The sequence below is a fragment of the Marinobacter fuscus genome (assembly GCF_003007675.1).
In the GTDB taxonomy this organism is placed as follows: domain Bacteria; phylum Pseudomonadota; class Gammaproteobacteria; order Pseudomonadales; family Oleiphilaceae; genus Marinobacter; species Marinobacter fuscus.
On the sequence record NZ_PXNP01000059.1, the window covers coordinates 1 to 1,175 of the forward strand.

General features: G+C 53.4%; 1 protein-coding gene and 1 pseudogene. One reads left to right on the forward strand and one right to left on the reverse strand.

The annotated features are described in order from the left end of the window. Nucleotides 1-356: 356 nt before the first annotated feature. A complete protein-coding gene (locus C7H09_RS09270; protein WP_106762273.1) occupies nt 357-758 on the reverse strand; it encodes a DUF6228 family protein in 402 nt (133 codons plus the stop codon). A 263-nt stretch (nt 759-1,021) separates the two neighbouring features. Between C7H09_RS09270 and C7H09_RS20210 the strand changes: the two are divergent. Further along, nucleotides 1,022-1,175, forward strand: a pseudogene (locus C7H09_RS20210) (IS5/IS1182 family transposase); the annotation flags it as partial.

Consider the following 1,175-nt stretch of genomic DNA (forward strand, 5'->3'; position numbering starts at 1 on the left):
CGTTGAAGCCAGTCGCCTTGATTAGCCGCCCCGTGGGCGTGCCTTAATGCCATGAGCCAGTGCGCTTACACCGGCCCTGAGCCTGACGCTAACTGGAGCTACGCAGCCAGATCCTTGAATAGTGCCAGTGGCCGGTTAACCGATGAATGTCTGGTGCCCCTGACCCACCGATGGAACAACCGGTCAGGCTGTGGTCTAAAGCCACGTAAGAGAGCCCCTATATGTGTTTGCTGTAAGTGCCTGACAGCTCCGCGAGACTGACGAAGCAGGCGTTCTCGCTCATGGGTTTAGGTTGGCCGCTGGCGCGGCCAAAAAAACACTATTGCCTGTTGACTCAGAGAAGGCTCATATGTGTGTTAATGGTTTTCGAGCGGGAACAATGACTCCACTCTCTTGCTGATATTTTCAAGCTGCCCCGCTTCCAAGCCTAGAGTTGCCTTCAGCCTGAACGCACCTGCCATTTCGACCATTTCAATTATGACCGTAATGCGACCCAGTGATGTAGCCGTTGCCGTGAGCATGAACTCTCCGTCCAAAGCTCCCCATATCTTCTCCCCTTTCCAGCCTCGCCAGTTGTCTGCCATATCCCGAAACAGAAGACTTGGCGGGCCGACAAAATAGGTTGTTGTATTGACTTCACCTATAAATGGAGCGCCAGTAACAGAGGCAACAAGGTTTGAGCCCTCCTCGTTGCCACCAACGATCCTCAAGGAGAGGGTTGTGGCGTCATCACATGACTTGATTTCTATCGTTTCCATAGACCATTAACGCCGCCAGCATGCGCGGCTACGAAATGGAGGCGAAGCCGCAATGTAGTAGGCGTCGCCGTGCCTGGCCTTGTTAAATTCAGTCTGACTGATTGCCATAGAGCCGAGCCCCATGAACGATGTGCACATAGAAAAGAAGGGGCACAAAAATGAGAAAAGCCAAACCAACGATGCCCTGATGCTCTAGGAGTCTGCGCGGCAGAAGTCCGTTTCTGGCATAATAAACCGAAAATTTTTCGGCAACAGGACGTCTGATGGGAACCACTTTCCGCCCGTACTCGCCCGACCAGGAATTGCTCCTTCCCCCAAGCCTGAACGAGTGGCTGCCTGATGGCCACCTGGCCTATTTTGTCAGTGATGTTGTCGAGGAGCTGGATTTGAGTGCGTTTTACGCCCGCTACGAAGGCA